20 protein-coding genes are annotated in these 25046 nt (G+C 64.2%); 8 read left to right on the forward strand and 12 right to left on the reverse strand.

Annotated elements, in window-relative coordinates; all coding sequences use genetic code 11:
- Window positions 1-56: 56 nt before the first annotated feature.
- The 5 genes from NTZ43_07555 to paaA are packed head-to-tail and all read right to left on the reverse strand — an operon-like array spanning window position 57 to window position 3919.
- Complete coding sequence (locus NTZ43_07555; protein MCX5767061.1) at window positions 57-1361, reverse strand: MFS transporter; 1305 nt, start codon at window positions 1359-1361, stop codon at window positions 57-59.
- Window positions 1358-1858, reverse strand: coding sequence for a phenylacetate-CoA oxygenase subunit PaaJ (paaJ, locus tag NTZ43_07560; protein MCX5767062.1), 501 nt, complete (start codon window positions 1856-1858; stop codon window positions 1358-1360). The genes NTZ43_07555 and paaJ overlap by 4 nt, the downstream gene beginning before the upstream one ends.
- On the reverse strand, window positions 1855-2649 hold the full coding sequence (gene paaC, locus NTZ43_07565; GenBank protein ID MCX5767063.1) for a phenylacetate-CoA oxygenase subunit PaaC: 795 nt from the start codon (window positions 2647-2649) through the stop codon (window positions 1855-1857). The genes paaJ and paaC overlap by 4 nt, the downstream gene beginning before the upstream one ends.
- The gene (paaB, locus tag NTZ43_07570; GenBank protein MCX5767064.1) at window positions 2646-2933 is read right to left on the reverse strand and encodes a 1,2-phenylacetyl-CoA epoxidase subunit B; all 288 of its coding nucleotides are present in this window, start codon (window positions 2931-2933) and stop codon (window positions 2646-2648) included. Before paaB ends, paaC begins: the two co-directional genes overlap by 4 nt.
- Window positions 2930-3919, reverse strand: coding sequence for a 1,2-phenylacetyl-CoA epoxidase subunit A (gene paaA, locus NTZ43_07575; protein MCX5767065.1), 990 nt, complete (start codon window positions 3917-3919; stop codon window positions 2930-2932). Before paaA ends, paaB begins: the two co-directional genes overlap by 4 nt.
- Before the next feature lie 55 nt (window positions 3920-3974).
- Between paaA and NTZ43_07580 the strand changes: the two genes are divergently transcribed.
- Window positions 3975-4754 carry an enoyl-CoA hydratase/isomerase family protein gene (locus NTZ43_07580; GenBank protein ID MCX5767066.1) on the forward strand — a complete coding sequence of 260 codons (780 nt, stop codon included), beginning with the start codon at window positions 3975-3977 and terminating at the stop codon, window positions 4752-4754.
- Between the two features lie 48 nt (window positions 4755-4802).
- On the opposite strand, the gene NTZ43_07585 is transcribed toward NTZ43_07580, so the two are convergent.
- Window positions 4803-5984, reverse strand: coding sequence for a hypothetical protein (locus NTZ43_07585; GenBank protein ID MCX5767067.1), 1182 nt, complete (start codon window positions 5982-5984; stop codon window positions 4803-4805).
- Window positions 5985-6230: 246 nt separating this feature from the next.
- On the opposite strand from NTZ43_07585, the gene NTZ43_07590 reads away from it, so the two are divergent.
- The 3 genes from NTZ43_07590 to NTZ43_07600 are packed head-to-tail and all read left to right on the forward strand — an operon-like array spanning window position 6231 to window position 9102.
- The gene (locus NTZ43_07590) at window positions 6231-7334 is read left to right on the forward strand and encodes an NAD(P) transhydrogenase subunit alpha (protein ID MCX5767068.1); all 1104 of its coding nucleotides are present in this window, start codon (window positions 6231-6233) and stop codon (window positions 7332-7334) included.
- The gene (locus NTZ43_07595; protein ID MCX5767069.1) at window positions 7331-7636 is read left to right on the forward strand and encodes an NAD(P) transhydrogenase subunit alpha; all 306 of its coding nucleotides are present in this window, start codon (window positions 7331-7333) and stop codon (window positions 7634-7636) included. Before NTZ43_07590 ends, NTZ43_07595 begins: the two co-directional genes overlap by 4 nt.
- A gap of 41 nt (window positions 7637-7677) precedes the next feature.
- The gene (locus NTZ43_07600; protein ID MCX5767070.1) at window positions 7678-9102 is read left to right on the forward strand and encodes an NAD(P)(+) transhydrogenase (Re/Si-specific) subunit beta; all 1425 of its coding nucleotides are present in this window, start codon (window positions 7678-7680) and stop codon (window positions 9100-9102) included.
- A gap of 79 nt (window positions 9103-9181) precedes the next feature.
- Here NTZ43_07600 and NTZ43_07605 read toward each other — a convergent pair whose 3' ends face one another.
- The 4 genes from NTZ43_07605 to NTZ43_07620 all read right to left on the reverse strand — a co-directional run bounded on the left by NTZ43_07605 (window position 9182) and on the right by NTZ43_07620 (window position 15100).
- Complete coding sequence (locus tag NTZ43_07605; GenBank protein MCX5767071.1) at window positions 9182-9763, reverse strand: LPP20 family lipoprotein; 582 nt, start codon at window positions 9761-9763, stop codon at window positions 9182-9184.
- A gap of 37 nt (window positions 9764-9800) precedes the next feature.
- Window positions 9801-10703 (reverse strand): hypothetical protein, encoded by a 903-nt coding sequence (locus tag NTZ43_07610; protein ID MCX5767072.1) that lies wholly within the window; start codon window positions 10701-10703, stop codon window positions 9801-9803.
- A complete protein-coding gene (locus NTZ43_07615) occupies window positions 10700-12853 on the reverse strand; it encodes a caspase family protein (GenBank protein MCX5767073.1) in 2154 nt (717 codons plus the stop codon). Before NTZ43_07615 ends, NTZ43_07610 begins: the two co-directional genes overlap by 4 nt.
- A gap of 186 nt (window positions 12854-13039) precedes the next feature.
- A complete protein-coding gene (locus NTZ43_07620) occupies window positions 13040-15100 on the reverse strand; it encodes a S9 family peptidase (protein MCX5767074.1) in 2061 nt (686 codons plus the stop codon).
- A 93-nt stretch (window positions 15101-15193) separates the two neighbouring features.
- On the opposite strand from NTZ43_07620, the gene NTZ43_07625 reads away from it, so the two are divergent.
- The 3 genes from NTZ43_07625 to NTZ43_07635 are packed head-to-tail and all read left to right on the forward strand — an operon-like array spanning window position 15194 to window position 19149.
- Entirely contained in the window at window positions 15194-15679 is a 486-nt protein-coding gene (locus NTZ43_07625; protein ID MCX5767075.1) for a hotdog fold domain-containing protein, read from the forward strand.
- Window positions 15676-16659 carry a nitronate monooxygenase gene (locus NTZ43_07630; protein MCX5767076.1) on the forward strand — a complete coding sequence of 328 codons (984 nt, stop codon included), beginning with the start codon at window positions 15676-15678 and terminating at the stop codon, window positions 16657-16659. The genes NTZ43_07625 and NTZ43_07630 overlap by 4 nt, the downstream gene beginning before the upstream one ends.
- A 42-nt stretch (window positions 16660-16701) precedes the next feature.
- Window positions 16702-19149, forward strand: a complete 2448-nt coding sequence (locus tag NTZ43_07635; GenBank protein MCX5767077.1) for a fused MFS/spermidine synthase — start codon at window positions 16702-16704, stop codon at window positions 19147-19149.
- Between the two features lie 174 nt (window positions 19150-19323).
- Here NTZ43_07635 and NTZ43_07640 read toward each other — a convergent pair whose 3' ends face one another.
- Together NTZ43_07640 and NTZ43_07645 are read right to left on the reverse strand one after the other, a co-directional pair.
- Window positions 19324-20727: a hypothetical protein gene (locus NTZ43_07640; protein MCX5767078.1), complete on the reverse strand. Its 1404-nt coding sequence runs from the start codon at window positions 20725-20727 to the stop codon at window positions 19324-19326.
- A 21-nt stretch (window positions 20728-20748) separates the two neighbouring features.
- Window positions 20749-23856 (reverse strand): SusC/RagA family TonB-linked outer membrane protein, encoded by a 3108-nt coding sequence (locus NTZ43_07645; GenBank protein MCX5767079.1) that lies wholly within the window; start codon window positions 23854-23856, stop codon window positions 20749-20751.
- A gap of 390 nt (window positions 23857-24246) precedes the next feature.
- Here NTZ43_07645 and NTZ43_07650 point away from each other — a divergent pair, with 390 nt between their 5' ends.
- Complete coding sequence (locus NTZ43_07650; GenBank protein MCX5767080.1) at window positions 24247-25038, forward strand: TIGR00266 family protein; 792 nt, start codon at window positions 24247-24249, stop codon at window positions 25036-25038.
- Window positions 25039-25046: the final 8 nt, after the last annotated feature.

A 25046-nucleotide genomic window follows, 5' to 3' on the forward strand; every position in this document is an offset into this window, starting at 1 on the left:
CCTGCGAGCAACCCTTTAGGAAAAAGAGCCACGTTCGGCCGTCGCGTGACCGCGTCCTAGGCCAGCTCCCGCCCCCGCGTCTCCGGAATCCAGCGCCAGGCCAGCGCCGCCAGCAGAAAGGCCGCGCCACTCACGGCAAAGGCCGCAAAGAACCCGCGCGAGGCAGCCAATGTTCCGACAATAAAGGGCGCCGCCGCACTGGCCACGCGCCCCAAGTTGTACGTGAACCCCTGGGCGGTGGCGCGAATCTCCGTGGGGTAAATCTCGGCCGTCAGTGCGCCGAAGCCGCTGTAATAACCCGTCCCGAAGAATGCCACGAGCGGTCCGAGGGCCAAGAGCACCACGGGCGATCGCATGGCGCCGTACAGTGGCAACAGCACACTCGCCATCAACAAAAACGAGATGTAGGTGCGTTTGCGGCCGGCCGCGTCGCCGATGTAGCCAAAGGAGATGTAGCCGAACCACATCCCCACCTGCATGGCGAGCACGAGCCCGCTCATCACGGCCGTACTCACCCCAATGCCACCCTGCGTGGTGGGCAACGAGAGATACGCGGGGATCCACGTATTGAGCCCCCACCAGCCGAAGAGCGTGCACGCGTTCATGAACGTGACGGCGATCGTAATGCGGCGTAACGGGCCACGAAAGAGATCGCGGAACCCAGGCGCGGGTGTAATCGCGTCCGCATTCGGCACGGCAATACCCGCAGCGCGGTCGGCGGCATCCTTGGCGCGCTTTGCTTTTCGCTCGAGCCAAAGCGGCGGTTCTTGCACGTTGCGCTGCACCCAAAACACCAGCAACGCCGGGAGCACGCCAACAAAGAACACCGCGCGCCATCCGAAGCGCGGCAGCACAATCCACGTCACAATCGCGGCGGCGCCGTAGCCAATGGCCCACGCACTCTGCATCAAGCCCATCGCGCGGCCGCGGTGTTTGGACGACCAGTGCTCCGACACCAGCGCCGCACCGCTCGCCCATTCGCCGCCCATGCCGATCCCGAGGAGCACGCGGCAGGCCGCAAACTGCGCGAGGTTCTGCGCCAGCCCGCACATCGCCGTAAAGACCGAGTACAGGAGCACGCTCGCCATGAGGGCGCGCGTGCGTCCGAATTTGTCGGCAATGAATCCAAAGAAGATGCCGCCCGCAGCGGCCGCCAGCAGTGTCGCTGACCCCATCAACCCGGCCTGCGGCTTGGTGAGGCCAAGGTCCGTGATCACCGAGGCGAGCACCATCGCATAGAGCATCACGTCGAACGCGTCGAGCATCCAGCCGAACGCCGCCGCCATCAGTGCTTTGCGTGCCGCTGGGGTGCCGGCATGCCACCATCCAAAGAACCCTTCTTCGAGTGCGGTGTCGGTCATAGCGGCTTGAACTCGTCGAAGGGTTGGCGGCAGCCACGGCAGACGTGAATCGCCTTGCACGCGGTGGATCCGAATTCACTCTGCAATACCGTGTCACGCGATCCGCAGTACGGGCACACCGCCGCCGCACGGCGGCGCGTGAGCGTCACGAGCCCACCAGCCTCGACGGGCACAGGCGGGGCGATGCCGAACTTTCGCAATTTTTCGCGCGCGTCGGGGCCAATCCAATCCGTGGTCCACGCGGGCGAGTACACGGTGCTGATGCGCACCTCGTGAACGCCGCGCGCGGAGAAGGCCGCACGGATGTCGTCTTCAATCACGCGCATCGCCGGGCAGCCCGAATACGTCGGCGTAATCGTCACCGTCACGCCGCCGTCCCCTGCCACTGCGTCGCGCACGATCCCAAGCTCCACGATACTGATCACAGGCACCTCGGGGTCTTTGACCTCTTCGAGAATGCCGAACAGCTCATCGCGCGTGAGCGCGGGGGTGCTCACCAGCTGGCGCCGGGATGCGACCGTGCCACAATCTGCATTTCAGCGAGCATGTGCCCTAAATGCTCGGTGTGGCGTCCGCGACGCCCACCCGTGACCATCGGCCCAGGCGCCGCCGGCACCACGAGCGTGGCCTCGCGCAGCACGCCGTCCACCAGCGAACGCCAGCGCGCCGCGAGTGCGTCGTGGGGCACAATAATGCCCAGCGCGGCGACGGCATCATCAACAGCGTCACGCTCGAACAGCTCACCCGTGTAGCGCCACAGCGCGTCGAGCGACGCCTGCACACGCGCGTGGCTCTCGGCTGTGCCATCGCCAAGCTTCCGCATCCACTCGCTGGAATGGCGCACATGATACGTGTCTTCTTTGATCGCTTTGGCGGCGATGCCAGCCAGCGTGGCGTGGCCGCATGACGCGAGCGCTTCCCACACGAGGACGCTATAGCAATCAAAGAGGAACTGCCGGACGATGGTGAACCCAAAATCCCCAATGGGCAGTTCGGTGATCTGCGCGTTGCGAAACTGGGTTTCGTCACGGAAATACGCGAGGGCATCATCGGAGCGCCCCTTCCCTTCGACGTCTCCAGCAAGCGCCAGCAATGCCGACGCCTGCCCGGTGTAGTCGAGCGCGATATTGGCGAGGGCAATGTCTTCCTCGAGAATCGGGCCGTGACCGCACCACTCGGCCATGCGGTGGCCGATCACGAGGCGGTCGTCACCGAGCCGCACGAGAAACTCAAACAGCGGATTCTCGACAGAGGTCGAGCGCGGTCCTGCGGGCGACGTGGCGCTCAAAAGACTTTCACTCCCTTGGGCACTTTATAGAACTGCGGATGCCGATAGGCTTTGTCGTTGCCGGGATCGAAAAAGGGGCCGGCGTCACTCGGAGCAGACGCGACAATGGCCGCGGCTGGGACAACCCAGAGGTTGATGGCTTCGCCGCGGCGTGCGTACACGTCCCGTGCGTTCTGCATCGCTTGCTCGGCGTCGGCGGCGTGCACGCTGCCGGCATGCTCGAATGGCTCGCCTTGGTCACCCTGCGTGAACACTTCCCATAGCGGCCACTGGCTGTCGGTCATGCGGCCTCCGTCTTGTGCGTCATCTTTTTCTCCGCATGAGCCGTCGCGGCCTCGCGCACCCACTGTCCGTTGTCGTGCGCCGCGCGTCGCGCCGCAATGCGCTCGCGGTTGCACGGACCGTTGCCACGAATCACCTCGTTGAACTCCGCCCAATCGATCGCGCCAAACTCCCACTCCTCAGTGGCAGCATTGTACGTGAGATCGGGATCCGGCACCGTGAGTCCCACGGCCTGCACCTGCGGAATCGTGAGATTCACAAACCGCTGACGGAGTTCGTCATTCGTCTTGCGCTTGACCTTCCAGCGCAGGAGCTCACCCGAGTTGGGCGAGTTGGTATCCGACGGCCCAAACATCATGAGCGACGGCCACCAGAAGCGATTCACGGAATCCTGCACCATGGCCCGCTGCGCTGGCGTGCCCTTGGCGAGGGTCGCCACAATCTCGTAGCCCTGACGCTTGTGGAAGTTCTCTTCCTTGCAAATGCGGATCATCGCGCGGGCGTACGGGCCGTACGATGTTTTGGCGAGGATCGTCTGGTTCACGATCGCAGCGCCGTCCACGAGCCAGCCGATGACGCCCATATCGGCCCAACTCAACGTCGGGTAGTTGAAGATGCTCGAATACTTCGCGGTGCCATTGAGCAGCTGCTCAACGAGGTCGTGCCGGTCTACGCCGAGCGTCTCGGTGCCGCAGTAGATGTAGAGCCCGTGCCCGCCTTCATCCTGCACCTTGGCAATGAGCGACATCTTGCGGCGCAGGCTCGGCGCACGCGTAATCCAGTTCCCCTCGGGAAGCATCCCGACCACTTCCGAGTGGGCGTGCTGGGACATCATCCGGATGAGCTGTTTGCGATAGCGCTCCGGCATCCAATCTTTGGGCTCGATGGACTCGCCGGCGGCGATGCGAGCGTCAAAGGCGGCTTCGCGCGCTACATCGCGGGCCGCTTCGGCGGACGCACCACTGGCGAGTTCTGGGGGATTCGGCATCATTCCACTAATCTAGAGTTCTTCCAGTCTTTCGACAATCGAACCAATCCCTGCTATGACGGCCCACGACCAAGGTTCCGCTGCGTCCGGTGGAGTCGTGACCTCGCACCACGCGGGCGTCGCGACCATCACTTTTGAGCACCCCAAGGGGAATTCGCTCCCCGCCGCCCTGCTCGCACAACTCGCACGCGCGGTGGAGACGGAGGGGCGCAACCCTGAGGCTACGGTGATCGTGCTCCGCAGTGGTGGCCGCGGGCCGTTCTGTGCAGGCGCCTCGTTTGATGAACTCGTGGCGGTGGACACGCCCGACGCCGGCGCCGAGTTCTTCAGTGGATTCGCGCGGGTCATTCTTGCGATGATCCGCGCGCCGAAGTTCGTGGTCACGCGAGTGCACGGCAAAGCGGCCGGCGGCGCCGTGGGGCTCATTGCGGCCTCCGACTATGCGATTGCCGTGGCGACGGCCCCGGCCAAGCTCAGCGAACTCGCCGTGGGGATTGGCCCGTTCGTGGTGGGGCCGGTCATCGAAAAGAAGATTGGCCTAGCGGCGTTCGGCGCCATGTCGGTGGACGCGGATTGGCGGAGCGCCGAGTGGTGTGCCCAGCACGGTCTGTATTCCGCGGTGGCGGCGGACGAAGCGGCGCTTGACCAGCAGATGGACGCGCTGGCCACCACGCTCGCCGGGTCGAACCCCGATGCGATGCGCCTCATGAAGGAGGCGTTTTGGGCCGGTACCGAGGGATGGGATGCCCTGCTCGCGGACCGCGCGCGGATGAGCGGTACGCTCGTGCTGAGTCCGTTCACGCGCGCGGCGATCGCGCGGTTCCGGCAGCGATAAGGCCTTCAATAGCAGCGCGCGCCTCAGTGCAAGCACGCGCTGCGACCGCTACACCACATCCCCGTAAAGTCCCACCACGGCGTCCTCAAACGATTCGACGAACCCACCCGTGCGCACGCGCTCGGTGGCTTCAAAGCCGGCCACTTCAAGCCGTTTGGCCGCTTCGTACAGGGTGTGCACGTCGAACGGCAATCCGACGAGGTGCGCCATGTATTCCTCGACGGCGGTGAGATAGCCCATCATCCCGCCGAGTTCGGTGGGCGCGTAGACTTTGCCGGCGTCGCGCAGTTGGAGTGCGAGTGCGGCATCCGGCATCACCATGTTCTCGGATCCACACACCACGCGGAGACGGGGATTGGCACCGCACGCCTGCACCGCAATTGCGTCGAGCGTGCCGCCAGCGGCGTTGACCGCAACGGCATCCATGGGCAGCGCGAGAAATGCGACTTTGTCGTCTTTGCCCCACGTGCGAATCCCCATCGCCTCGAGTTCGGCACGACGCTCCTCACGCGCTTCCATCGCGAGCACCGTCGCTCCGGCGGTGCGCAGACACTCGAGCATATGCATACCAATATTGCCGCAGCCGAGGAGCCCCACGGTGGCACCGCGCATGTCGCGGCCGAGCGCGCGCAGCATGCCGTGAAGCAGTTGGTAGTTGCCTTCGCCCGTCGGCTTTGACGTATCGGCGACGACGCTGCCCTTGTAGCGCGCATTGAGATACGCCAGCGAGGGCGTCACGCCGTCGAACATCGTGCCGTGCCCGAGGTCCTGCCCCGTGGTGAGATAGATGCCAGCCGACGCTTCCATGTCTTTTAAGCACGCGACGGCCCAATCAAGCATTGCCGCATCGCGGGGTTGACCCACGCGTGAATCGGATGCGGGGACGAGCACACACTTGCCGCCGACAATGCGCGTCATGTCGCGCACGGCGAGCGGGCCGCCGACTTTGATGACGCGCGACCAGTGCACCTTTTCTTCCATTCCCATCGCAAGACCAATGGCCTCGCGGTCCGGCGTAAAGCCTGGTGCCGAGGTGCGCGATTCCGGCGCAATGCGAAAGCCGCCGAGCGAGAGTTTGTGCGACCCGGGCTCCGCGTGGGTGGCAATGCTCAGCGTCCAACCGTTGGCAGCGTCGTGGTACTTATAGACCCAGACGTTGGGGTTACGGGTCGCGGCGAGCTCGGGGACGAGTGCGCGACTCGCAACGGGGTCCAGCACTTCCTTATGCATGGCAGACGTACCGAGTAGGCGGTGGCGGCAGGATTGTGACGGTGAACAATCGCCCCTGGGACGTCCGGAGACAATCAGAGGAAATGCCCGCCGAAGCGGCCGTTTGTGGGGAGAACGCTGACACAACGAAGGGCATCTCGGCATTTGTCGTGAGCAAGCCCCGTACTGTAGATTTAGGGGTTGTAGCCGTATCGGCGCGCTGCTCGCTGTGCGCGCCCAAAACCGACCCTCGAACCCGTTCGATCCATGCATATAGCTGTCCCACGGGAACGTGCCGAGCGCGAAGCGCTCGTGGCCCTGGTTCCTGAGAGCGTCGCCAAACTCGTCAAGGCCGGGGCAACGGTCGCCGTCGAGTCGGATGCCGGGCTGTCCGCCGGTTTCTCTAACGCCCAGTACGAGGCCGCCGGGGCGACGATTGCCGCAGACTTTGCCGCCGTCGTGACCGGTGCTCGGTTGACCTGCAAGGTGCAGCCACCGACGACCGCCGAATGCCGCGCGCTTCCCGAGGGGAGCGCGCTTGTGAGTTATTGGGCCCCCGCGGGTCAGCCTGACGTGCTTGCGGCCCTCTCTGGTCGCAAAATCTCCTTGCTCGGCATGGAGCGCGTGCCGCGTATTACGCGCGCGCAGTCCATGGACGTGCTGAGCTCACAGGCGACCGTCAGCGGCTACAAAGCCGTGCTGATGGGCGCCGGCGCGCTCCCCAAAATGCTCCCGATGCTTTCAACCGCCGCAGGGACGCTCGCACCGGCCAAGTGCTTTGTGATTGGCGCGGGCGTGGCTGGGTTGCAAGCGATGGCCACCGCCAAGCGCCTCGGCGCTTTGGTGAGCGGCTTTGACGTTCGCCCCGCAGCGCAGGAGCAGATTCAGTCGCTCGGCGCCACGCCGCTCAAGATTGAGCTCACCGCCTCCGCTGAAGGCAGCGGTGGCTACGCCAAGCAGCAGAGCGAGGAAGATGCGCGCCTCACACAGGCCGCCATCGCCAAACATCTCGAACAGATGGATCTCGTGATCACCACGGCCGCGATTCCGGGCCGCAAAGCGCCGATTCTGATCCCCGAAGACGCGGTGCGCGGCATGAAGCCGGGCTCGGTGATTGTAGACCTCGCGGCTGAAACCGGTGGCAACTGTTCGTTTACGAAGGCCGGCGAAACGGTCGTCGCCCACGGCGTCACCGTCCTCGGCCCGCTCAACCTGCCGAGCACCGCGGCGTTCCATGCGTCGCAGATGCTCAGCCGCAACTTCCTCACATTCCTCCAGCACATCACGAAGGACAACGGGATTGTGCTCGACGCCACGGACGAGATCACTGGCCCGATGCTGGTGACGCACGAGGGACAGGCCGTATCATGACCCAGATCTTCCAGCTCTACGTCTTTATTCTCGCGGGCTTCATCGGCTTCTTCGTGATTTCGAAAGTCCCGCCCCTGCTCCATACGCCGTTGATGTCGGCGACCAACGCGATCTCCGGCATTTCGCTCGTGGGCGCGATCGTCGCCGCCGGCGGACAGTACGGGAAGGTCTCCACGATCCTCGGCTTCATTGCGGTGATCTGCGCGGCGACGAACGTGGTGGCCGGCTTCCTGATTACCGACCGCATGCTCGCGATGTTCGGCGGTCCCAAGAAGTCCGCGACGACGGAAGGTGCCAAGTGACCTACGGACTTTTGGTTCTCGTCGCCGATTCCTCCGCTGCGATGGGCGCGCAGGATTTGTTTGTGCAGGGTTCGTACCTCGTGGCCTCGATTCTGTTCATTCTTGGCCTTCGGTCGCTCACGCGCCCAGCGGATGCGCGACTCGGTATGCAGCAGGCCGCCCTCGGCATGTTGTTCGCCGTGGTGGGCACGCTGCTGAACCATGAGATCATCACGTATCAGTGGATCATTATCGGTTTGGTCATCGGCGCAGCGGCCGGCTATCCGATGGCGATGAAGATCGAAATGACGGCGATGCCGCAGTTCATTGCGTTCTCACACGCCTTTGGTGCGATTGCCGCGACGCTGGTGGGCATCGTGGAATACCGCCACGCGTATGCGCCCGGCGCTGAAGGGCTCACGCCCGGACTCACCGGCGGCACGGCAGCGGCGCTCGGCTTTGAAGTGCTGTTCGGCGCACTGACGGTGACGGGCTCGTTCATGGCGTTCGGCAAGCTGCAGGAACTGATTACGGGACGCCCGATCACGTTCAAGGGACAGAACGCACTCAACCTGCTGTTGATGGCAGTGGCGTTTGGCTGCCTCACGATGCTGGTACTCCACCCGGAAACAGCCTGGGCGTTCTACGCGATGGTGGGCCTCGCCCTGTTCCTTGGCGTGTCGATGGTGCTGCCGATTGGCGGCGGTGATATGCCAGTGGTGGTCTCGCTGCTCAACTCGTACGCCGGCCTCGCGGCCGCGGCGACCGGCTTTGCGATTGGCAACAACGTGCTGATCATTGCTGGCGCGCTCGAGGGCGCGGGCGGATTCATCCTCTCGATGATGATGTCGAAGGCCATGAACCGGTCCTTTGCCAACGTGATCTTCGGAGCCTTTGGCGCCACCCCTGCGAGCAGCGCCAAGAAGGCTGGCGAGGCCCGCGAGTCGAAGACCATCACGCCGGAAGATGCGGCACTCCAGCTCGCCTACGCGGGCTCGGTGGTGATCATCCCGGGCTACGGCATGGCCGTGGCACAAGCGCAGCACGTGTGCCGCGAACTGCACGAGCTCATCCAGAAGAAGGGTGGCGACGTGAAGTACGCCATTCACCCGGTGGCCGGCCGTATGCCCGGACACCTCAACGTCATTCTCTCGGAAGCTGGCATCGACTACGGCGCCCTGCTGACCGACGTGGATGACGCCAACCGCGTGCTCAACACCGCCGACATCGCGGTGATCATCGGCGCCAACGACATCGTGAATCCGGACGCCGAAGACGACAAGGGCAGCCCGCTCTACGGCATGCCCATCTTCCGGCCGTGGACTGCTCGGACCGTATACGTGATCAAGCGCGGCAAGGGCACCGGATTCTCCGGCGTTGAGAACCCGCTCTTCTTCAAGGACAACACGCTCATGATGTACGGCGATGCCAAGGGCGTGCTGGGCAACTTGATCAAAGAGATCAAGGCACTGGACGAAGGGCACTAGCGGTCGTTGCTGGAAAACGAAACGGCGGCGCGGGGAAAATTCCCCGCGCCGCCGTTTTCAATTCTGCACCGCGCCGTGACTACGGCTTCCGCACGCCGCCGGTGCCTTCGTATTTCATGACATCTTCGTAGAGCGCCTTCACCGACTCGGTGTTCCGGATGCGCTCGAACAGTTGCTCCTGGCTCTTCAGCTGATCTAAGAACCGCTTGCCCGCCACCGGGAACGGCAGTTCCATCAGCACCCAAACGCGGTACTGCCCCGCTTCGATGGCAAACTGCTGCTCCTTGGCCCGCGTTCCCACGAGCACGGAAGCCACGGCAGCCTTCGTGACCTGCGAGTACGCATCACGCAGCGTGGCGTCGCCCAATACGCCCGCTTCTTCAGTCGCGCGCGTGGTGAGTGCGCCGAGTTTGACCTCGAGTTGCGCAGCCAACACCGAACGCCCTTCGACCTGCGCCTTGTTGACCGCAACCTGCAGATCCTGCGACGTCGCTGTCGCCGGCGCATAGACGTACTTGTTGTCGCTCGCCGGTGGCTTTTTATACCAATTCGGCATGGCCTTCAACGTGCGCGCGCTCGCGGGCCCCTCCTCAAGCGTCGGGGCCGACGCACACGACATCGCCAATACGGCCAATCCCAGTACTCCCCATGACTGTCTCACCGTCCCTCCACGGTTTCTCTACTGTAGTATCGGTCGCCTACGGCACCTTCTGCACTTCAATGGCAACCTGAGCCACCGCCCGCTGGTCCAGCGGGATCCCCACCAGCCACTTATTGAACTCTCCGAGCGTCAGGACGCCGGTATCGCGCCCCTGACCATTCCCAGCACCGGAAAACAGCGGCACTGGCCGCAGGGTTGCGACCACCGCCAACAGCTCCGAACGCGATGCCACACCGGCTGGCAACGCGGCCCGGAAGCGGATGCCCGCCTCTCGCGAGGCGGCATCCGGCACTTCCACCGTCGCACCCGGCGCCGCTTCTGGCGCCTCCACATACGCACTCGGCGCGAGCACGAACACCGAGTCATCTACAATAATCACTACCGTGAGCGTCGCGCGCTTGGTTGCCGTGATCCGCGCCACCAACTCGTCGTTCCCCTTCAAATCGGCACCGCGCACACGCAAGCGGTCGCTGTTGGGCTGCACACGCACCGTGAAGCCCGCGTCCGCTGTGCCAGCCTCGCGCTCTACCCGCACACGCACAATGAGGTGATACACCACCGCGGCGCTCTTCGTGCCCGGCTTGGCGGCGCTCCACTCTTCTTTGACAACTGTCCACCCCGTCGCGCGCCCAGCAGCATCGAGGCGAACTGCCTCAGCGTAATGGTCCACCACACGTCCAGCAGAATCGGTACGCGACGAAAACTCCGTCCCCTGCACGCGAACACCAGCGACGCGACGCACGGCCTCCGCGATCGCACCGTAGAGCGCGTCGCGTTTGACGTCGTCGGATGAGCGCGATCCCACCAACGGCTCATAGCGCTCCACCTCGACCCACGTGCCCTGTGCACGGATGGTCCCCGCGAGCGAGCATAGCAAGCACGCCGCAGTGAGTAACATCACGCGCAACCGCACCGGGAGCCCTTCGTGGCGCACCGTCATGGCAGCTCCACTAACACGCGCCCTTTATTTCGCGCCAAGGCCTGCGGCAGCTGCTCGCGATCCTGCCGCGCGGCCTGCGGCGGCACCTTGGCGCGCAGAAACTGTTCGAGCTCGCTCACGGTCACGCGGCGATCGGTGTCGGCATCGGCTCCACCGCGCAGCCCCTTGAGGAGCCAGTAGGTGAAGAGACCGTGCCGTTCGTCGGCGGACACATTCGCGAGTTGGTCTGCGCCGGATGCCGTGAACACCGCCATCGACTCACTGCGCAGTGCCGGATGTTCCACGCTCACGAGCACATCACGCGCGCCAGGAAAGAGCGATCCGCCCTCGCGCGTGCCGCCGCTGAAGCAGGCGTCAATGAACACCGTCACCGAATGCGCACCGAGTGCGGCGAGGCGTTGATAGAGTTCGTCGAGCGCGTATCCCGTCTGCGCCGGATAGTTGGCGTCGGCATCGTTAGGGAGCAAATAGGGCGCGTGCGTCTTGAGATCGGCCACACCGTGACCGGCGTAATAGACCACCACGTCCGTCTCGGCGCTTACCCGGCGTGCGAGCCATCCGCCGGCGCCGAACACTTTGCGCAGTTCGCTGCCGGTGAGTTCGTCGTCGGTGCGGAAGAACAGACGGTCGGCGTCGTCGCCAATGCCAAAGAGCCGTGTGGCGTATTCGCGGAACACCGAGGCGTCGCGCCGCGCGAACGGCACGGCTGGCGCATGCTGATACCGTTCCACGCCGAGCACCACCGCTACCACGTTGCGCCGTTCGCGTCCGCGGGGAATGCCGCTGTCCACGTCCACCACGAGCGGCGGCGAGGCGGTGACGGCGCGCGTGTCGCGGGCACGTACCACCAGATCGGGCACACTCGCGAGCGGGCGATCGAGCGCCAGTGGCAGCACGAACGTGGTATCAAAGCGTTCGCGCGCCTCGTGCACCAAAAGCGAAAGCGGGAAGCCGTCGGCGCGCGAGTTGGTGAACGCGGTGAGGTGCACGTCGCGCACCTCGCCCGCGTGCAGTGTGCCGAGCGCAACGTCGCGGACCGTTTCGGGGGTGAGGAGGACGCCCGCGCCTGGCGTGATGGTCACGCGCACCTCGCGCGCATCCCCCGCTCCGCGGTTGGCAATGCGTGCGGTGATATCCACAATCTCGCGCGGCTCAATGCGCCCGTTCCCCGACTGATCGGCCACGCCAATGCCGTCGAGCACAAGGCGCGGCGCGCGCGCGGCGCGTGTACGCACCACGATGCGAAATGGCGGGTCGAGATCAAAGCCGTTGTCCTCGCGCACGGTCACATCGAGCGGTAGTTCGCCGTCGCCGACCGTGGCACCGGCGGCAATCTGCGCACGGAGGGTGACGGAGCGGCCCGGGAGAATCGAGTCGGCGCGCGCGGCAGAAACGATGCGCACGGCCGCGTGCGCGCCCGGCGACGTGATGGCGAGCGTGGCACCGTATGCGGTCCCCTTGCCGTCGTTCCGCAGCACCACGGTGACGACGGCACCTTCTTCGGCATCGAGCACGCCGTCGTTGCCGTCGTCCACCAGCGTGGCGGTTGCGGAGAGCGACGCCGGGGCGGTGGGATGTGGGGCGAGGTGCTGCGCCACTGCGCCTGCCGCGCGCACGTGCAGGGTGCGCGCGGGATCGTCCCAGGCACGGACTTTCCTGTCCGCCACATTCACACGCACCACCGCGCGACCGTAGCGCAGGAACTGCTCACCAACGTCGGCGCGCTCCTGCACGGCGGTCGGGGTTCCCTCAAGCCGCAGCAGATCGTCGCGCGAGGAGCCCACGGTGAAGGTGGCTTCGCGCGTGGTGTCGGCGCCCGGAGCCATGCGCACCTTGAGCGACCCGGCGTTGAAAAAGCCCACCACGCGATCTTCGCGGGAGCCGAGGCGGACCCAGCTCTCGCCAAAATGCCACACCTCGTACCCCAGCGAGGTAAGGCGTTCGACCATCGCGGGCTTTCCCTGCACCTGCTCCACCAGGGTGGACGGGGAGCCCAGCGTCCAGTTCTTCTGTGCCTGAAGCGGCGTTGGTGCCAGGACGGCAACGGCTAGGAGGGCGCCGGTCAGGGCGCCGGTCAGGGCGCCGGTCAACACGCCGGTCAACACGCCGGTCAACACGCCGGTCAGGACGCCGATCTGTGCGCGCAACATCCCCCCGCCGGACAGGCGGGATTGGAAAGCAGGGCGAGGACCGGATACACGCATCACTCGGAGCATCGACCCCTCACCCCGAAAAGTTGAATCACAAATATACTATGTTCGATATATCGCTAATATCAGCTTTGTGATGTTCCGCGTAACATCGTGCTTCTCGCCGAACGCGGCGAACGCACGCCGCTACGGCGTGGCCGTCACTGCCGTTTGGTCGAGAATAAAGGCAAACCGAAAGGCTGTTTCCTTGAGCCGCTCATAGCGCCCGCTCGCTCCGCCGTGCCCAGCCCCAAGATGCATCTTGAGTAGCAACGGATTCGTGTCGGTTTTGAGCGCGCGGAGCCGCGCCACCCATTTGGCGGGCTCCCAGAACGCGACCCGTGAGTCGTTGATCCCGCTCGTGACCAAGAGGCTCGGATAGCCCTTGGCCTCGACGTTATCGTACGGCGAATAGCGACGCATGTACGCATACGCCTCCGCCTCGTGCGGATTTCCCCACTGCTCCCATTCCTGTGCGGTGAGCGGAATGGAATCGTCGAGCATGGTGTTGATCACGTCCACAAACGGGACGTCGGCCACCACGGCTTTCCAAAGATCGGGGCGCAGGTTGAGAATGGCGCCCATCAGCAAGCCGCCAGCGCTCCCGCCGTTGGCCGAAAGCCGCTCGCGCGAGGTGTAGCGCTCGCCGAGCAGATACTCCGCGCAATCGATGAAATCGGTGAACGAGTTCATTTTGTGCTGCATCTTGCCGTCGTCGTACCAGGCGCGCCCCATCTCCTGCCCGCCTCGCACGTGGGCAATGGCGAACACCACGCCGCGGTCCACGAGCGACATGCGAGCCGACGCAAAGGTTGGCTCCATCGTGTAGCCATACGATCCGTAGGCGTAGAGCAGCAACGGCCGAGCGCCGTCGCGCACAAACGGGGTGCGATACACCATCGAGACCGGCACGAGTGTACCGTCGCGCGCGGGGGCCATCACACGCTCAATGGCGTACTGCGAGGGATCGTAGCCACCGAGCACTTCATCCTGCTTCACAATGACGCGGGTGCGCGCGGTGAGGTCGTAATCCACCACCGTCGGCGGCGTCACGAACGACGAATACAGAAAACGGAGCGCGGGCTGATCGAACTCCGGATTGCGCATCAAGTCCACGCCGTACGCGGCTTCGGGGAACGCGATGTCGTGCTGCGCGCCATCGGCGAGCGCCGTCACACTCAGCCGGCGCAGGCCGGCACGGCGTTCCTGCACCACCACGTAGCGCGCGAACACATCAATCCCTTCCACGAACACGCCGGGGCGATGCGGCATCCATTCTTCCCACGCGCTGGGCTCCTGCACCGGCGCGCGCATCACTTTGAAGTCGCGCGCGCCATCGCGATTCGTGGTGATGTAAAGCCACGCACCGCCGTGCGCCACATCGTACTCCACATCCGTCACTCGCGGCGCCACCACGCGCGGCGCGGCGCTCGGCTGGTAGGCGTCAATCAGCCACAGTTCGCTGGTGGTAAAGCTCGCGCTCGAAATGCACAGGTACGCGCCGCTACGCGTGCGCCCCACCCCAACATTGAAGCGCACGTCGGAGTCGTGGTACACCTCTACGTCACTCGACCGCGCGTCGCCGAGCGCGTGGCGCCAGACGCGGTCCGCACGTTTGGCGTCGTCCGTGGTCAAATAGAAGAGCGTCTGATTGTCGCTCGCCCACGCGAGTCCAAAGGCGAGCTTTTCAATGCGATCGACGAGCCAGGCGCCAGTCTCGAGATTGCGCACGCGCAACACAAAATCTTCGTAGCCGTTGGTGTCCTCGAGAATCGCGAGCCAGCGGTGATCTGGGCTGACTTCGAAACCGCCGAGATTATAGAACTCGAGTCCCGCCGCCTCGGCGTTCTCGTCAAAATAGATCTCCTCGGGCGCATCCACGGTGCCGCGCTTCCGGCAGAAGATGGGATAGGCCTTTCCCTGTTCCGTGCGCGAGTAGTACCACCAGTCGCCGCGACGCTCGGGTGGGCGGCTGTCGTCTTCCTTGAGGCGCCCGATCATCTCCTGATAGAGCGCCTCTTGCAGTGCCACGGTCGGCTTGGTGATGGCCTCGGTGTAGTCGTTCTCCGCGCGCAGATACGCGATCACCTCGGGGTTCTCGCGGTCGCGCATCCAGGAGTAATCGTCCACGCGGGTTTCCCCGTGCAGAACGGTCACGTGCGGAATGCGTGGGGCAACTGGCGGGGTAATCGGAGCAGAGGCGGACATCGGTTGGACGCAAAAAGGGGGACAGCCACCTTCGCCGCAGGCACAGTTGCCGCGGGGGAAGCGAACGAGACCACAATAAGATAAGTTCTGCGAATGCCAAGAAACGACTCGCCCGGCCAGCGCCTGCTCAGCACGCACCGTGCCCTCTCCCGATTTCCCGGCGGACGGTGGCTGTTCACGCAGCTCGTGAAGTGGATGGTGCCCTACACCGGCTCGGTCAATCCACGGGTCGAAGTCCTTGAACCGGGGCACGCGCGCATCAGCATCCGCCAGCGCCGGCGGCTGGAACAGCACTTGGGCTCCATTCACGCCGTGGCACTGATCAACGTGGCTGAGTTCGCGAGTGGCGGTGCGATGATGACGATGCTCCCACCGGGGTATCGCGGCATCGTCACCAAGCTGTCGATTGAGTATTTCAAGAAGGCGCGCGGCACCGTGACCGCCGAAAGCCGCGTCACACTCCCCGACCTCACGGTGGAAGCCGAGTACGATTTTACCTCCGACATTACCGACGAATCGGGCGCGCTCGTAGCGCGCGCCACAGTCCGCTGGCGTCTCGGGCCCACCAAAACATCATGACTGCCACCGCTTTTACTCGACACGCCGGCATCGAAGTACCGCTCATTTGCGGTCCGATGTATCCGTGCAGCAATCCGGAACTCATCGCGGCCGTCAGTGAAGCGGGTGGCATTGGCATCGTGCAGCCCATCTCGCTCACGTATGTGTACGGCTACGAATACCGCGAAGGGCTCCGTCGCATTCGCCAACTCACCAACAAACCCATTGGCTTCAATGCGCTGGTTGAGGCGGGCTCGAGTCTCTACCACGAGCGCATGGTGAAGTGGGTGGATATTGCACTCGAAGAAGGCGTCCGCTTTTTCATCACGTCGCTTGGGAATCCCAAGTGGGTGTGCGACCGTGTGCACGCCGTGGGCGGCGTGGTGTACCACGACGTGACCGACAAACGCTGGGCCCTCAAGGGGCTCGACGGTGGCGCCGACGGACTCATTGCGGTGAACAATCGTGCCGGCGGCCACACGGGTGGTGCCACCCCGCAGCAACTGTTCGAAGACCTTGCGTCACTCGGCGTGCCGCTCGTCTCCGCCGGCGGCGTGGGACAACCGTCGGAGTTTGTGGAGCAACTCACACTCGGCTATGCGGGCGTGCAGCTCGGCACGCGCTTCATTGCCACGCCGGAGTGCATTGCGAGCGACGCCTACAAACAGGCGATTGTCAACGCTGTGGAATCGGACATCACACTCACCGAACGACTCACGGGCGTTCCCGTGAGCGTGATCACCACGGACTACGTGCGCCGACTCGGCACCAAGGCGGGGCCCTTTGCGCGGTGGATGCTGCGCGGCCGCCGGACCAAGCGCTGGGCGCGTACCTGGTTCGCGCTCAATGCCGTGCGCAAAATGAAGACGTCGCTCAATCAGGGTGTGGGGGAGGCCGAATACTGGCAGGCGGGGCGGAGCGTGGCCGGCATTCACGCCATTGAGCCCGCCGCGCAGATCGTCGCTGAGTTCGCCGCCGCCGCAGCGGCCGCAGGCGTGTAGGCGGGATAAGCAATTTCGGCGGCGAGTGCGTATCGTCTACATATGTCCACACGCCAATCCGCCTCCGCCGCCGCTCCCGCCAGTAACGCGCTCCCGCTGCTCCTCCTGCTCTTTGTTGGCAGCGGACTTTGCGCCCTCATCTACGAAGTGGTCTGGTTCCAGCTCCTCGAGCTGGTGATCGGCTCTTCGGCCATTTCGCTCGGCGTGCTGCTCGCCACCTTTATGGGTGGGATGTGCATCGGCAGTCTCGCCCTGCCCCGTTTACTTCCCACGCACCATCATCCGCTGCGCGTGTATGCCGCGCTCGAGTTGGGGATTGGCGTGATTGGCTTGCTCGTGCTCGGGCTGGTGCCGTTGGTAGGGGCGCTCTACTCGCCCGCGGTTGGGCACGGAGCCGGAGCGATTGTGATGCGAGCCGTGGTGGCTGCGCTCTGCCTACTCCCCCCCACGATTCTCATGGGGGCCACCCTCCCCGCCATCGCGCGCTGGATTGAGTCGTCGCCGCGCGGTGTGTCGTGGCTTGGGTTCTTCTACGGCGGCAACACGGCGGGCGCGGTGATTGGCGCGATGTTCGCTGGCTTCTACCTCCTGCGCCGCTACGATCTCTCCACCGCCACATTTGTTGCGGCCGCGCTCAACGCCGCCGTAGCCGGTGCCGCGTGGTTGTTGGCAAAGAATGCGCCGAGTGTGGCGCAGATTGCCCCCGATGTGGCTGACGTCTCGTTTGTGGGCCGCGGTGCTGGCGGTGTGGCCGCGTTGCCCTTCCGCTGGGTGGTGTACGTGGGAATCGCGCTCTCAGGCTTGGCGGCATTGGGTGCTGAAGTCGTGTGGACGCGATTGCTCTCGTTGATGCTCGGCGCTTCCACATACACGTTCTCCATTATTCTCGCGGTCTTTCTCGCGGGGCTCGGCATTGGGAGCGCTGGCGGCTCGGCGATGGCGCGTCGGCTGCGCAATCCGCGCCTCGCCTTTGGTTGGGTGCAGGCGCTGCAGATGGTGATGGTGGCCTACGGCGCGTGGATGATCGCCGACGTGCTCCCGTATTGGCCCATCAACCCGTCGCTGGCGCCCAGCCCTGTGTTCACGATGCACCTCGACGTCACGCGCGCTGCCTGGGCCGTATTGCCCTCCGCGGTGCTCTGGGGCGCGAGTTTTCCGCTCGCCCTCGCCGCAGTGGCCGGTGGTGAAGCGGACTCCGGCCGCCTCGTGGGCGGCGTGTACGCGGCCAACACCGTGGGCGCGATTATTGGTGCCTTGCTGTTCAGTCTCGTGCTGGTTCCGCAGGTCGGCACACACGGTGCATCGCAGGCGCTGGTGATTGTGTCTGCCGTCGCTGCGTTGCTGTTGTTTGCGAGCGAACTGTTCTCCACGCGCATCGCGGCGCAGGCGGCGCTCGTCACGACGCTCGTAGGCGCCGTTGCCATCGTCCCCCGCGTGGCCGAAGTACCCGCGCTGTTGGTCGCGTATGGGCGCTACATGGTGACCTGGCTCGGCCAACTCGACGTGGTGTACGTGGGCGAGGGGATGAACTCGTCCATTGCCGTAGCCACGCTCAAGAGCAGCGGCGCCACGCAGTTCCACGTGGCGGGCAAGGTGGAAGCGTCGAACCTCTCGCAGGACATGAAGCTCCAACGGATGCTCGCGCACCTGCCGGCGCTGGTGCATCCGAACCCCAAGTCCGTGTTGATCGTCGGGTTCGGTGCCGGCGTGACGGCGGGTTCGTTCGTCCCCTACCCTGGCGTTGAGCACATTTCCATTTGCGAGATTGAGCCGTTGATTCCGCAGGTGGTGAGCACCTACTTCAAAAAAGAAAACAACGATGTGATGCACGATCATCGCACCGAGATCACCTTTGACGACGCGCGCAGTTTTATTCTCACCACGCGCGACAAGTACGACGTGATCACCTCCGACCCCATTCATCCGTGGGTCAAAGGCGCGGCGGCGCTCTACACCAAGGAATATTTCGAGGCGGTCAAGGCGCACCTGAACCCAGGCGGTGTGGTCACGCAGTGGGTGCCGCTCTACGAGAGCAACCTCGAGGCCGTGAAGAGCGAAGTGGCCACCTTTCTCGCGGTGTTCCCCACCGGCACCGTGTGGGCGAACAACATGGAAGGCAAAGGCTACGACGTGGTGTTGCTCGGCCAGAACGAACCACTCAAGATTGATATTCCGGCGCTCGAGCAGCGCATGCGCGACCCCAAGTACGCTGCGGTTGCCGCGTCGCTCATGGAGGTGGGGTTCCAGTCGCCGCTCGACTTGTTCAGCACGTTTGCAGCCTCCGCGAGCGATCTCAAGACGTGGGTAGCCGACGCGCAGATCAATCGTGACCGGAACTTGCGGTTGCAGTACTTGGCCGGGACTGGGCTCAACACGTACGAAGGCGGACCGATCTTTTCGTCGATGGTGCGTGGGCGGGCGTTTCCGGATGATTTGTTTACGGCGACGCCGGAGTGGAAGGCCGCGTTGCGGGCGCGGATTGGGCAATAGGGGCACTGCTCGTTTTCGGTCGTTTACAGTTAGCCGTTAACCGTTAACGGTTAACCGTAAACCGCAAACGACCAAATACGATCTAGCCTTCGCACCTTGTGAGCGCACAAATAGAAAGAGCCGGCCGGGGCACCTGCCCCGGCCGGCTCTTTCCTTTACCCTGCCATCAATCGCTTAGGACTTGCGGTCAATGCAACCCGTGAAGTTCGGGTTGTTGTATTCGTCGGTCGTCACCGGGAAGTTCGTGTCGGTGCCGTACGGGCCACCCTTGAAGAACGTACCCACCGGGAAGACCTTGTCCTGCGTGCGGCCGTAGACGCGCACGAGGCGGCGGAGGTCGCCCAACCGCTGACCGCGGCCGAACGTCCAGAACGCCTTTTCACGGAAGAACAGATCCACCGCCGCCGTCTGCGTGGCCGGGTCGGGGAGCGTTGCCATCGCCGCTGGCGTGACAGCCGTGGCGGCGTTGATGCCGATCTGGGGCGGTGCGGTGCGCAACGCATTGAGGATGGTCATCATCCCCGAGATGTTGTTCGCGTTGAGCGCCGCTTCCGCTTCGATGAGGCGCGCGTCGAGACCGCTCACGATGTTCGTGGCGTCACTGCGGCCCCAATTGTTCTGCACAATGAAGTTCGTCGAGCCGTCAAAACCACGGCCAAGCGACGACGTGCCGAGCGTCGTGCCCGTCACCTTCAAACGCGGATCGCCGGCCGACGCGAACGGAATCGCGTTGCCGATGACGCCGGACGCATCCATGCTGTCGCCCACCGTCCAGCGCTTGGCGCTGTTGTTCAAGCTCCAAATCTGGTTGTCGCCCGACGTGAGCGAGTAGGTGGTGACCAGGCTGGAGAACGACGTCGGGATGCCATTGACGGCAGCCGCGGCGGCGCTGAACTGACCGAGTTCCACGAGCACCCGAGCCTGCAGGATGAGCGAGGAGTTCTTGATCGCCACCGCACCGGCATCCGTCGCCGGTGTTGCGTTGGCCAGTGCCGTGTCGAGGTGCGCCTTGGCCAGCGCGTAGATGGCGGCGTTGGTCTGCGGCGCCGAATACACGATGGAGCCAGTGCTGGCATCCGACAGCGGAATGCCGTTGCAGAACGACTCAGCCAACTCCACTTCGGCAAGAGCCATCGCAAAGTACATCTGGCTAATGCCCCACGCCGGCGCGGGCTTGTACTGCTTCAGCGCGTTGATCGCTTCGCGTGCCGAGTTGCGCACGCGGTGGATCTCGCGGTACATCGACTGCACGTTCGCGTTGCTTTCCTGAACCGTGCGCTGATCGGTTTCATTGCGCTGCGAGAACGTGTCGGACGACTTCCACTCGTCGGCGAGCAGGCCACCCAGCAACCAGGCGCCTTCGCCGCCAGCGGTGATGTTACGGACGCGCGCCAGCGCGCCGACGCGCAGGGCGTCGGCGGCGTCAGACGACGTCGCGGTGCTCGGACTAATCAAATCCGGTGTTGCAGCGTCGAGCAGCTGGTGCCGCGTGCCTTCGCACGCAGCCAGCGACCCGACCAGGACCATGACGGTCCCGGCGGCGGCAACCCGGCGGATGATCTGGTTCATATTGGTCATCGTTAGGATCTCGGCCGTGGGTTAGTAACGGAGATTGAGGCGGAACTGGAAGTACGTCGGCGGGCCCGCCGTCAGCAGCGTCTGCTGCGTGTTGGACTCGCTGTAGTTCGCTTCCGGATCCACACCCGTGTACTTGGTCCACACCTTGATGTTACGGACGCCGAGGTTGATGCTGGCGCCCTTGGCACGCAGGTAACGCGTGGCCCACTGATCAGCGAGCGTGTACGTCGCCGACACTTCACGGAGACGCCAGAACCGGAGCGGCTCGGCGTAGCCCCACTGCGTGTTCAGCGTGCCGAAATCGCGCTCGGCCACCGTCCGCGCCTGGTTGTACAGCGACGGATGCAGCGTCGAGGTGTACGGACAGCTCGTCGACTGCTGGCAGAGGAACCCTTCTTCGTTGTTGAAGAGGTTCGAACCACCCTTGTAGTCGGCCAAGATGTTGATGCGCAGACGACGCTGGAGCAGTTCCACGCCCGTCGTGAGCGAGATTTCGTCGCGCGGCTGCGAATAGCCACGGAAACGCCACACCGTGTCGATCTGCACTTCGTTCGGCGTGATGATGCCGTCGTTGTTGGCATCCGCATACGTGAACGGACGCGACCAGTAGCCAGACACCGGATAGCCGGCGGCCTGCTGCACGGTCGTGTTGAGGCCCACCGTCGGCAGCGGCTTGCCGGTGAAGTCCTTACCAAGCGACACCAGCTTGTTGCCGTTGTGCGAGAGGGAGAGCGTCATGTCGATGCCCAGCGCGCGACGGTCAACCACCTGCGCGTTGAGGAGCATTTCGATGCCGGTGTTCTGCGTGCCGCCGAGGTTGTAGCGGACGCTCGACACGTTCGTACCAGCCGACGGCGCGATCGTGAGGCTGAACAGCGCGTCTTCGGTGTGCTTGTTGTAGTACGTGACTTCGAGGTTCACGCGGCTGTTGAGCAGCTTGGCGTCAAAGCCGAGTTCGGTCTCCGACGTGCGTTCCGGCTTGAGCTCCGGATTGCCGAGGAGGTTCGAGCGCAGGCCCGAGATATCCGTGCCGGCGATCGAGGTCGTGGTGGTCGAGTAGGAACGCAGGGCGTCCGTCGGGCCCGGCTGCACGCCGGAAGCACCGGACGACACGCGCAGGCGGAGCTGGTCGAGCCACTTCAGGCGCGGGAAGAAGTCTTCGTCCGAGGCCACCCACGAGAGCGAGGCCTTGGGGTAGTACGCGCGCTGGAAGTTCGTGCCGAACGCGGAGTTCTGGTCGGAGCGGACGGCGGCCGTCACGTAGAGACGGTCGCGAATCGCGGCCTGCTCTTCAATGAAAGCACCCAGCGTGTTCTGCTGCGTCGTGCCCGAGCCGATGGACGGAATGGTGCCCGTCGCCGGCGTCTGGGCGCCCGGCGGCAACGTGCTGCCGCGCGCGGTGGTCGCGTCGTTCTTGAAGTTGATGTACTGCACGCCGACCGTGGACTTCACGTTCAACCAGGAGCGCGGCTGCCAGGTGGCGGTGCCGCTGAAGTTCGAGGTGAAGTTACGGATATTGGCGCGCGAATCGGCCGCGGTACCAAGGCGGTTCGTACCGAAGTCCGAGCCCTGGCCAAAGCGGATGAGCTGGTAGTCGTCACGATCGGAAAGATCCATGCCGACGTCAGCACGAGCCTGGAGCCAGCCGAGCGGACGCCAGTTGGCGTTCACTGAGCTAATGAAGCGCTGCAGGTTCTGGCTCGTGGTGTACTGGAACATTTCGGCGGGCGTGAAGCTGAGGTAACCCATCAGCGGCTGGCCCAGCGAGCCGACGCCCGTGTAGCCTGGGCCGGCACCCTGCCAACCCGGTCCCATCATCGCGTTGTACCAGAAGCTGTTCACGTTGTTGTCGACCTGCGGCAGGCGCTGGTCGAGGCGCACGAAGCCAGTGCTCACGGTAAGGTCGAGCTTCGGGCTCACGGCGATGTTCATGTTGGCGCGGAACGACGTCTGACCAAGGGCGTTCGGACGGCCCCACTCACCGAGGATCGCGGTCTTGGTGTCCTGCAGGCGACGGTCGCTGAAGGCCGGCATACCGAACGGCCCCGTTTCCTTCTGGTTGTCGATGCTCACGAAGTAGCGGACGTTCTCCGTGCCGCCGCTCACCTGCGCGCCGTAGTTGTCACGGACGCCCAGCTTGATCATCGTGAGATCTTGATTCTTGAAGATGTTGTTGACCGAGACGCTGTCCATCACGCACTGCGTGGAGTTCGACACCGAGAGTTCCTTGAGCAGGCACTTGCGCTGCGTGGTGGAACCCGGGGTCTTGCCGAGGATGGCGTACTGAGCCGGATAGTCATTGCGGTCGTTGATGACGCCGTGCTCACCAAACACCGTCCAGCGCGGGGCGCCGGCACGACCACGCTTGGTCGTGATGACGATGACGCCGTTGGCGGCGTCCGTGCCGTACAGCGTGGCGGCCGACGGACCCTTTACGATTTCGATGTTCTCGATTTCTTCCGGGTTGATGTCGTTCACGCGGTTCGGCGCCGTGCCACCCACGCCGATGTTCGTGCCGTTACCCGACGTCATACGGATGCCGTCGATGACGTAGATCGGGTCGTTGGAGAGTGCCACGGAGTTGGTACCGCGGATACGCACGCGGCTACCACCAGCGGTCATGTTCGACGGGAGCACCTGCACGCCCGGCGCCTTGGCCGCGAGCAGATCGCCGAAGTTCTTGACCGGGGCTTCGGCCACGCGGCTGGCCACGTCGATCGTGGCGACCGTGTTGCCGAGCTCGACCTTACGCTGCTCACCCGTTGCCGTGGTGACGACTTCCTGCAGTTTCACAACGGAGGCCGCGAGCGAGAAGTCGAGCGTCACGTTACCCGAGGCGGGCACGGTGACGGTCTTCTTCATTTCGGTGTAGCCCACGCGCAGCACGCGAATCTCTCGCGCGCCGGCGGGCACGTTCCGCAGGGTATACCGCCCCTCTGCGTTCGTGACCGTAAACACGTTCGTACCAAGAGCGATAACTCGGGCATCCCCGATCGGCTCCTTGTTGTCCTCGGCGGTGACGCGTCCCGTAATCGTCGCCTGCGCCTGGGCCGCAGCTGCGGACCCCAGAAGCAGAGCAAACGAGAACAAGAACACGCGCACCAAGGTCCGCTGAGCGGCAACTCTCATCGTGAACTCCGTGGTGGGTAGGGAAACGGCACGCAGCAGTCCGGCCCCGGGAGGAGGGAAACGATCGGACGACCGCAGTGCGGGTCGAACAACATGTAACGTTGAAACAAATATTAACGTTGCACCAGAGGTTCCCGGGGAGGGGTCGGGCCTCTGTTATCTATCTACCCTGCAAGGGATTCTGGCGTCACAACACCCCTCAATATTCTGCAGTCTAAAAACGATCCAATAATCAGCCACAAATTAGCAAAATCGGGCATTTTGACCGATGTCGGCTTTTTGGCACCACTTGGCACTATCCGATTGCTCTCGCCGTTATGTGAGCTCTATGTTCAGCACATAGACCGCGCTCCCCCCGATCCGGTCGCTTCTGCCTCCGAGGACAGCCCGATGCCCGCCGATATCATCGATTACAAGCTCATTGGCGATGACCTGCAAGGGGTCATTATCACGCTCGATCCTGGCGAAGCCGTGATGGCTGAGGCCGGCGCGATGATGTACATGCAGGACGGCATCGAAATGCAGACGACGCTCGACCCCAACAGCCAAGGGGGCGGCCTGTTCACCAAGCTGCTGGGCGCTGGCAAACGCATGCTGGCCGGCGAGTCATTTTTTGTCACACTCTTTGGCAATGCCGCGACGGTGCGACGGGACGTGGCCTTTAGCGCGCCGGTGCCAGGCAAGATCTTCGTCTGCGACCTCCAGCAGTGGGGCGGCGAACTGCTGGCGCAAAAAGATGGCTTTCTCTGTGCGGCACGCGGCATCAATCTCGACATTGCATTCACCAAAAAGATCGGCGCTGGTTTTTTTGGCGGTGAAGGATTCATTCTCCAGCGCTTCACCGGCGACGGCCTCGTCTTTTTGCATGCCTGCGGCGCGCTCGTACAAATGGAGTTGAAGCCGGGGGAACGGCTGCGCGTGGACACCGGTTGTCTTGTGGCATTGCAGCCCAGCGTGGACTATGACATTCAGCGGGTGCCGGGAATCAAAACGGCGCTCTTCGGCGGCGAAGGATTGTTTTTTGTGCAACTCACGGGGCCGGGGCGTGTGATTCTGCAAACCCTTCCCTTCTCGCGACTCGCGGACAAGATCGTCGCGTCCTCGCCCCTCGGCCGAGGGCGCCGTCGCGAAGAAGGGAGCGTGCTCGGCGGACTCGGCTCGCTCATCAGCGGCGACAACTGACCTTTCTG

This window comes from Gemmatimonadota bacterium (genome assembly GCA_026387915.1).
Taxonomy (GTDB): Bacteria; Gemmatimonadota; Gemmatimonadetes; order Gemmatimonadales; family Gemmatimonadaceae; genus Fen-1231.